This window comes from Gluconobacter sp., from assembly GCF_047723935.1.
Taxonomy (GTDB): Bacteria; Pseudomonadota; Alphaproteobacteria; order Acetobacterales; family Acetobacteraceae; genus Gluconobacter.
Map to the genome: position 1 here is coordinate 23,591 of NZ_JBDOBO010000029.1, position 6,137 is coordinate 29,727.

At 51.7% G+C, this 6,137-nt stretch carries 6 protein-coding genes; 2 read left to right on the top strand and 4 right to left on the bottom strand.

What is annotated here, in order from left to right:
• Positions 1 to 41: 41 nt before the first annotated feature.
• Genes ABF979_RS10455 through ABF979_RS10470 form a run of 4 tightly spaced genes read right to left on the bottom strand, consistent with a single transcriptional unit; the run spans position 42 to position 3,676 of the window.
• Positions 42 to 1,349, bottom strand: coding sequence for a lipase family protein (locus ABF979_RS10455; protein ID WP_202207861.1), 1,308 nt, complete (start codon positions 1,347 to 1,349; stop codon positions 42 to 44).
• Positions 1,346 to 2,215, bottom strand: a complete 870-nt coding sequence (locus tag ABF979_RS10460) for a methylenetetrahydrofolate reductase (RefSeq protein WP_415559632.1) — start codon at positions 2,213 to 2,215, stop codon at positions 1,346 to 1,348. Before ABF979_RS10460 ends, ABF979_RS10455 begins: the two co-directional genes overlap by 4 nt.
• Positions 2,212 to 3,066 carry a bifunctional 5,10-methylenetetrahydrofolate dehydrogenase/5,10-methenyltetrahydrofolate cyclohydrolase gene (locus ABF979_RS10465; protein ID WP_415559634.1) on the bottom strand — a complete coding sequence of 285 codons (855 nt, stop codon included), beginning with the start codon at positions 3,064 to 3,066 and terminating at the stop codon, positions 2,212 to 2,214. Before ABF979_RS10465 ends, ABF979_RS10460 begins: the two co-directional genes overlap by 4 nt.
• A gap of 28 nt (positions 3,067 to 3,094) precedes the next feature.
• Positions 3,095 to 3,676 carry an NAD(P)H-dependent oxidoreductase gene (locus ABF979_RS10470; RefSeq protein WP_415559636.1) on the bottom strand — a complete coding sequence of 194 codons (582 nt, stop codon included), beginning with the start codon at positions 3,674 to 3,676 and terminating at the stop codon, positions 3,095 to 3,097.
• 152 nt (positions 3,677 to 3,828) lie between these two features.
• Between ABF979_RS10470 and ABF979_RS10475 the strand changes: the two genes are divergently transcribed.
• Together ABF979_RS10475 and ABF979_RS10480 are read left to right on the top strand one after the other, a co-directional pair.
• Positions 3,829 to 4,584: an IclR family transcriptional regulator gene (locus tag ABF979_RS10475; protein ID WP_415559638.1), complete on the top strand. Its 756-nt coding sequence runs from the start codon at positions 3,829 to 3,831 to the stop codon at positions 4,582 to 4,584.
• 9 nt (positions 4,585 to 4,593) lie between these two features.
• A complete protein-coding gene (locus ABF979_RS10480; RefSeq protein WP_415559640.1) occupies positions 4,594 to 5,478 on the top strand; it encodes a bifunctional 5,10-methylenetetrahydrofolate dehydrogenase/5,10-methenyltetrahydrofolate cyclohydrolase in 885 nt (294 codons plus the stop codon).
• Positions 5,479 to 6,137: the final 659 nt, after the last annotated feature.

Sequence of the window (6,137 nt, forward strand, 5' to 3'; positions counted from 1 at the left end):
AAAGGCCGGCCACGGGTCCGGCTAAGGGCTATTCAGTCGGCTTAGTTATTCCATGGAACATTCGGAAGGGCTGCCTCTACAGGTCCGGGAGGCTTGATTGAAGCGCAGTTCTGCTGAGGCTTTTGGCCAGCCAGAAGTCTCTTCACAAAGGGAACGGAGTCCTTGAGAGACACATTGACTGCACCATTATGGGTCATGCCCGGATAGCGCTTCCAGAAGACATGCGTTCCTGCATCGCACATGGCTGCCACAGCGTTATACTGCCCGTTCACCCCGGCCTCATCATCGGCCAGACCTGTCCCGGCAAAAACGGGAAAGCTGATCTTCGCGTTCGGGATCGTGAATGCTGCATCATGGCCTGCTTCAAAAGCAGAAAGCTTCTCGTTGAACAGTGCACTACTCTGCACTTTTAACTGATCCGCCTTGTCGAAAAGATCATGAAGGCACGCATGTCGGGCAATCTGGGACATGTGGTGCCCCGCGCTTGTCATGACCGTATGACTGTCTGTTTCGGGCTGTAAAGATTGATCAGAACCTTCGACCCGAAGCATGGCAAATGCGGAATCCATTTTGCTAGCATCTGTATAGACTTCGGGGATGGGAGCATGTCTGGCTCCGGGCGGCACAGCAAAGCCCGTCACGAGACCCGTTGCAACCACACCATGAATATTCAACTCAGCAGCATATGAGGGGGCCAGCCACGCTGCTCCCAGCGCTGCGCCAGAGCCTTGAGACTGCCCAACGAGCACAATCCAGTTCCGGATCTCGTCGGGAAAACCTTTGAGGGAAGCTCGTAGCCCGTCCAGAACACTGTACCCTTCGGGGCGATAAAACAGATATGGATGCGGTCCCGGTGTCCCTAAACCTTGATAATCGGTCGCGACAACAACAAACCCCTCAGACAGCCAACGTGAGAGGTAAGCCTTATCCCGGCTCGAATAGCCGCGCCATGATGGAGCGCAGACATCCGCAATTCCCGTTGTTCCATGTTCCCAGGCGACAACAGGCCATCCCCCGGCTGGCGGTTGACCTTTTGGGAAAAGGACCTGCCCTGAAACCGTTACGAGATCGCCTTTTTTCATCCCATTATTGGCAGAGTACAGGATCCTGACCCCATGACTGGCTCCTTGAGGGAGTTTGGTCGGATCCATTTCTTCATGCTGTATCAGCTGTCCCGGTATTGGCGGAGTAGCTGAAGTGGCCCTGTAAAAGGCACTCACGCCCCCGTCACCGTACCGGTCATCAACCGGGAGATTTGAAGAGGACGCATGCGGTGATGTTGAACACCCTCCAAGCCCCAATAGAAGCGCACCCGCCGCACATGTCAGGCCCGACAGTTTTTTTGTCATGAATGGTCTCCAGTGCTGAGAGAAAGTGTACGACGCCACTCCAGCGTGCGCGCAATCGCTCCAAACGGGTAAAAGTGTAGTCCGCGGAAATTGGTGTTAGGTGTTTCGGCAACTTCTTGGGCAACGGCATCCACAAGAGGCAGCGGATTACACGGCATAAACCAGCGATGAAGTTTCCAACGTTGACGCTGCATGAAACGCAAAGATTGCCCAACACCACAGGCCAGACCATACCGCACCAACGTTTTTGGCGTTGTCAGCCCGTAAACTCCCAGGTTGATTGGCAGTGTAATGCCCTCTTCCCTTAGCCGTTTCTCCCAAGCAAGGACTGGAGCAGCATCAAAGCAGAACTGCGTTACGATCTGCATATTCAAACCCTGCGCCCGTGCAAGATCCTGTTTGCGGCGCATATACTCCAGCAATGTTGCCTCGGAGGCTTGCGGGTGCCCTTCAGGATGCCCCGCAACGTAGACAGTGCGAATGCCCTTGCGAACAGGGATCTCTGTTTCCAAAACCTGTACTGTATCCGCGAAGATGCCAGCAGGTTTCTCTGTTCCCCCTGCGATCAGGAGCATCCGCGGAATATCCCGCTCACCCAACGCAGTGCAGATGTCCTGCAAATGGTCTTTATCGCGGATAGAGCGGGCCGCCACATGAGGAACAGGTAGATAGCCACATAGCTTTAGCAGGTCACAGGCTGCCAGTACGTCTGCAAATGGAACACCTGGAAGCCAGGTGACGAAAACCCTCGACCCACCGGCAAGATCGGGCAGAACACCCGAAAGCTCCAGAATACGGGACGGCAGAAGCTCAATGGAGCTTTCCCTCATGAGCACCGCACGCACTCGGCCGACCGATACAGTCATGCAGCAATCCTTTTTTCCGCGAGGTCCAGAACGGTTTTGAGAAGCATCATGCGTGTCATCACGCCAAAACTTCGATCAGGCGGCGTCATCCAGCTCGCAATCTCAGCAACCGCAGGATGGACATCGCCTTGTAAGGAGCCTTCGGGCCAACTCATGCCAACATCAATGACTACCGCTCCGGCGCGAACCATATCAGGTATCACAAGATGCGCTGAACCCGCTGCTGCTATAATGACATCGGAATTCCTAAGCACATCCTTAAAATTTCTACTCTTACGATGCAATGACGTAACGGTTGCATTTCTGCTCTTTCCTGAAAGCAAGAGTGTCGCCGGACCTCCGACAAGGCGCCCTCGCCCTAAAACAGCAACATTTGCCCCTTCCAGAACAAGCCCCGTCTGCTGCAATACTGCATCAATCCCCCTCACAGTGCAGGGAATAACAGACGGATCTGATGTCGTCAGAGACATCAAATTCACAGGGTGAAGACCATCAACATCTTTCTCGGCGCTGATCGCCTGAAGAACCTGTCCCTCATTCAAATGTGCGGGCAAAGGAAGTTGAACCAAAATTCCGGTAATGGATGTGTCTCTATCAAGCTGCAGGATCTGGTCCAAAAGGTCAGCCTGCGTGATCGTTTCGGACAGAACAATCTTCTGGACTGCAATCCCAACTTTTTTGCAGTCCTCGATTTTGCGACTGACGTATGTAGCACTTTGTGGGTCATCGCCGACCTCCACCAGTGCCAGACAGGGAATAATCCCTTTTTGCATCAATGCTGCGGCCCTGCCCTTGCTTTCTTCTAGAAGTGTGAGACCCAGGGCGTCCAAGTCAAAGAAACGAGCAGTCACCGCATTTACTCCCCGGTTGGAAAAGGTCTCAGATGGCTTTCAGACGACGAACGATTTTTTTCATAAACGTCCGACGAGCCTTCAACGTGGTGTTGTTCATATTGTAAAGCCCCAGGTAATCGACGCTTACGCGACGGTTCATAACGGCACGCAGAAAACGGGTCCCATTCTTCCTTGGCGGATCACCAAGAACGAAAGCACGGTGCCTTGGGCAACCATAAGTGGTGACAGTCATGACCTTTTTGATGTTTGTAAAACCGGGAGAAAGTTTTCCGTCTATCAGTTTGAAAGAGACGTCCGGCAGGAAAACCCGATCAAAATATCCCTTGAGAATGGCGGGCCAGCCAAAATTCCATACGGGATGACAGAGAATCAGCGCATCCGTACTTTGAAGGCGCTTCACGTAATCTGCCACGCGATGCTGATTGATGGTGACATCATGGTATTCAATACGATCCTGTGGACTGAGTACAGGATCGAAATTTTCCCGATACAGGTCCAGAGCGTCGACTTCATGTCCTTCAGCTTCCAGCGTCTGCTTAACAAGCCTGAACAGCGCAGCATTGAAGCTATCTTCCAGAGGATGGGCAAAAATGACGTGGACTTTCACGCGGTGCTTCCTGTTTTTCAGCTTCTATCAGAAGAGATAGTTCGGTATTCGAACCCTTGTTCGTTATAATTATTTTAGGCATAATCATTTTCAGCCTGCAATGATATTCGTAACGTCTACGCATAGTTTTTTGTCCAAGAACGGATTTGTCCATGGATCAACCCTCGCCTGTGCCCGATACCGAGATTTCCCTGACATTTGTTAAGGGTCTTGAAGTTCTGAGAGCATTTGAAAATGGTCAGACAGACATGACTGTTGCCGACATTGCTCGGTTGGTCGGTCATACACGGGCTGCCACGCGGCGACTTGTCAGAACGTTGGAATCCCTGGGATATGTCCGGAGCATTGATCAGCGGTACAGGCTCACAGCACGCGCCTTGAAGCTAGGTCTTGGCTTTCTGCAGAGCCGCTCCATCGGTCATCTTGTTGGGCCAGTTCTCCGAGCGGAATCCATTGTTATTGGGGAGTCCATTTCTCTTGCCCTGCTGGACGCAGACGAGGCGATCTATGTTTTTCATAATCCTGCCGACAAGTCTGCTGAAATGTCTGGGCATACCATTGGGAGCAGCATGTCTCTTGCCAGAACCGCGACTGGTCAGGCCATCTGCGCGTTTCTGCCTCAGGATCGACAACAGACCATCTTAATCACGTCTGGCCTCTCTGACGCGGAAGCGCACAGTGTGGCTCACGGACTGACAGAAATTCGATCTCAGGGCTTCGCGTTGAAAGACGTGACCCCAAACAGCGATCTACGGGCCCTTGGAGTGCCTGCTTTCAATATGGATGGGCAGATTGCTGGTGCGCTCAGCATCGTCTTTCCCGCCAGCTGTTATTCCCTGACGCAAATCCAGAAAGATCTTGTTCCCCACCTTCAAAGATGCGCGACATATCTCGTCAGCGCCCTGTGAGGCCTACAAATGACAGCCATCCTACATACCTCCGAGCTCGCCCAAAACTATTTGGCCAGCCTCAAGGCACAGATCTTTTCGCAACAGAAAAATTTGGACCATACGCCCACTCTCGCCGTGGTCACCAGTTTTTTTGACGCAGGACCCTCAGCCTATTTGCGTCGCATTGGCTTGCTGGCGGAACAAGCCGGAACAAACCTACGGGTTGTTGACGTTGCGGGACAAAATGAGAGAAATTTTTGTCAAACGGTCAGAGAGCTCGGCGCTGACAAACAGATAGACGGAATTCTGGTTCTGTTTCCACTTCCGGAGGGAATCTCCCGCCAAACTGTTATTGAGGCTCTTCCTGCAGAGAAAGATGTCGACTGTCTGCATCCGCTCAATCTTGGAAGGATTATGAGTGGAACTCTAGGCTTTCAACCCTGCACGGCAACAGGTGCCTTGATGGCCGCAGAGCATCTCGTCGGCGATTTACGCGGAAAAGACTGTGTCATCGTTGGCAGTTCACCCGTTGTTGGGCGCCCGCTTACCATGCTGCTCTTGGATCGTGGTGCAACGGTTTCCGTCGTTCACATCGACACACAGGACATCACATCACATTGCAAGAAAGCAGATGTCCTCTTTTCAGCGGTAGGAAAAGCCAGATTGGTCACTGCGGACTGGATCAAGCCAGAGAGTTGCCTCGTCGATATCGGGATCAGCTATTGCCCGGATGAGGGGCGTGTTGTGGGAGATGTCGACCTCAAATCTGTCAAAGGTGTCGCGCATACGGTTACCGCAGTTCCAGATGGTGTTGGACCACTTACAACCTGCACCTTGTTGGCTAATACTGTGAAAAGCGCTTTCGGTCGAATGGGAGTAAACTTTATATACCCCTCCCTTCCTAGCCAATAATAGGAAAATACTCCCCGTTTAGCTCCCATGACAATTCTCATTCTGGAGAATTGTTCTAATGCACATTGAAATGGGCGACATGCCAGTGGCAAAAATACCGATAAAAAGAAACTTGGTCACCTAAAGGAACCGAGCAACTGCTGATTAACGGTTCGGGGTGATGGACTTTCGCTCTGCGTTTTGGGTAGAGCGAAAGGCATTGTGCTTTGGATCATTATACGCTCACGTTGATCCCCTCGAGGAAGAGGCGGGCGATGTCGATTTGTCCGAATATAACGTGATTGCTGTTTGGCTGCCTTGAGTAGAAAGTCTGGAGCGATTTGTTCCATTCCAGAAAACCGTGGTTGGCCTGGAAACGAGGGCCAATAATGAACTTTTCTGACCTGACATTTGATCATATTGGCATTCGCGTGACGTCTCTAAACGGTTCTATACCAAACCTAGCCGGGAGCATTCTTATGAGTGTTCTCCTCAAACCCGCAGGCTATACGCTGCGGGTTTCTGTATTGAAGGCATAGCAGAACTGCTGCGTTAGATTGAATGGGAACAGATTACCATTACGGAAGACCGTGTCCGGGTGAGATATGATAGGCATATAGCCCGTGCCATTCGCATCCAGGATACTAACATCTTGGATTTAAATTAAATAATTAAGTTAT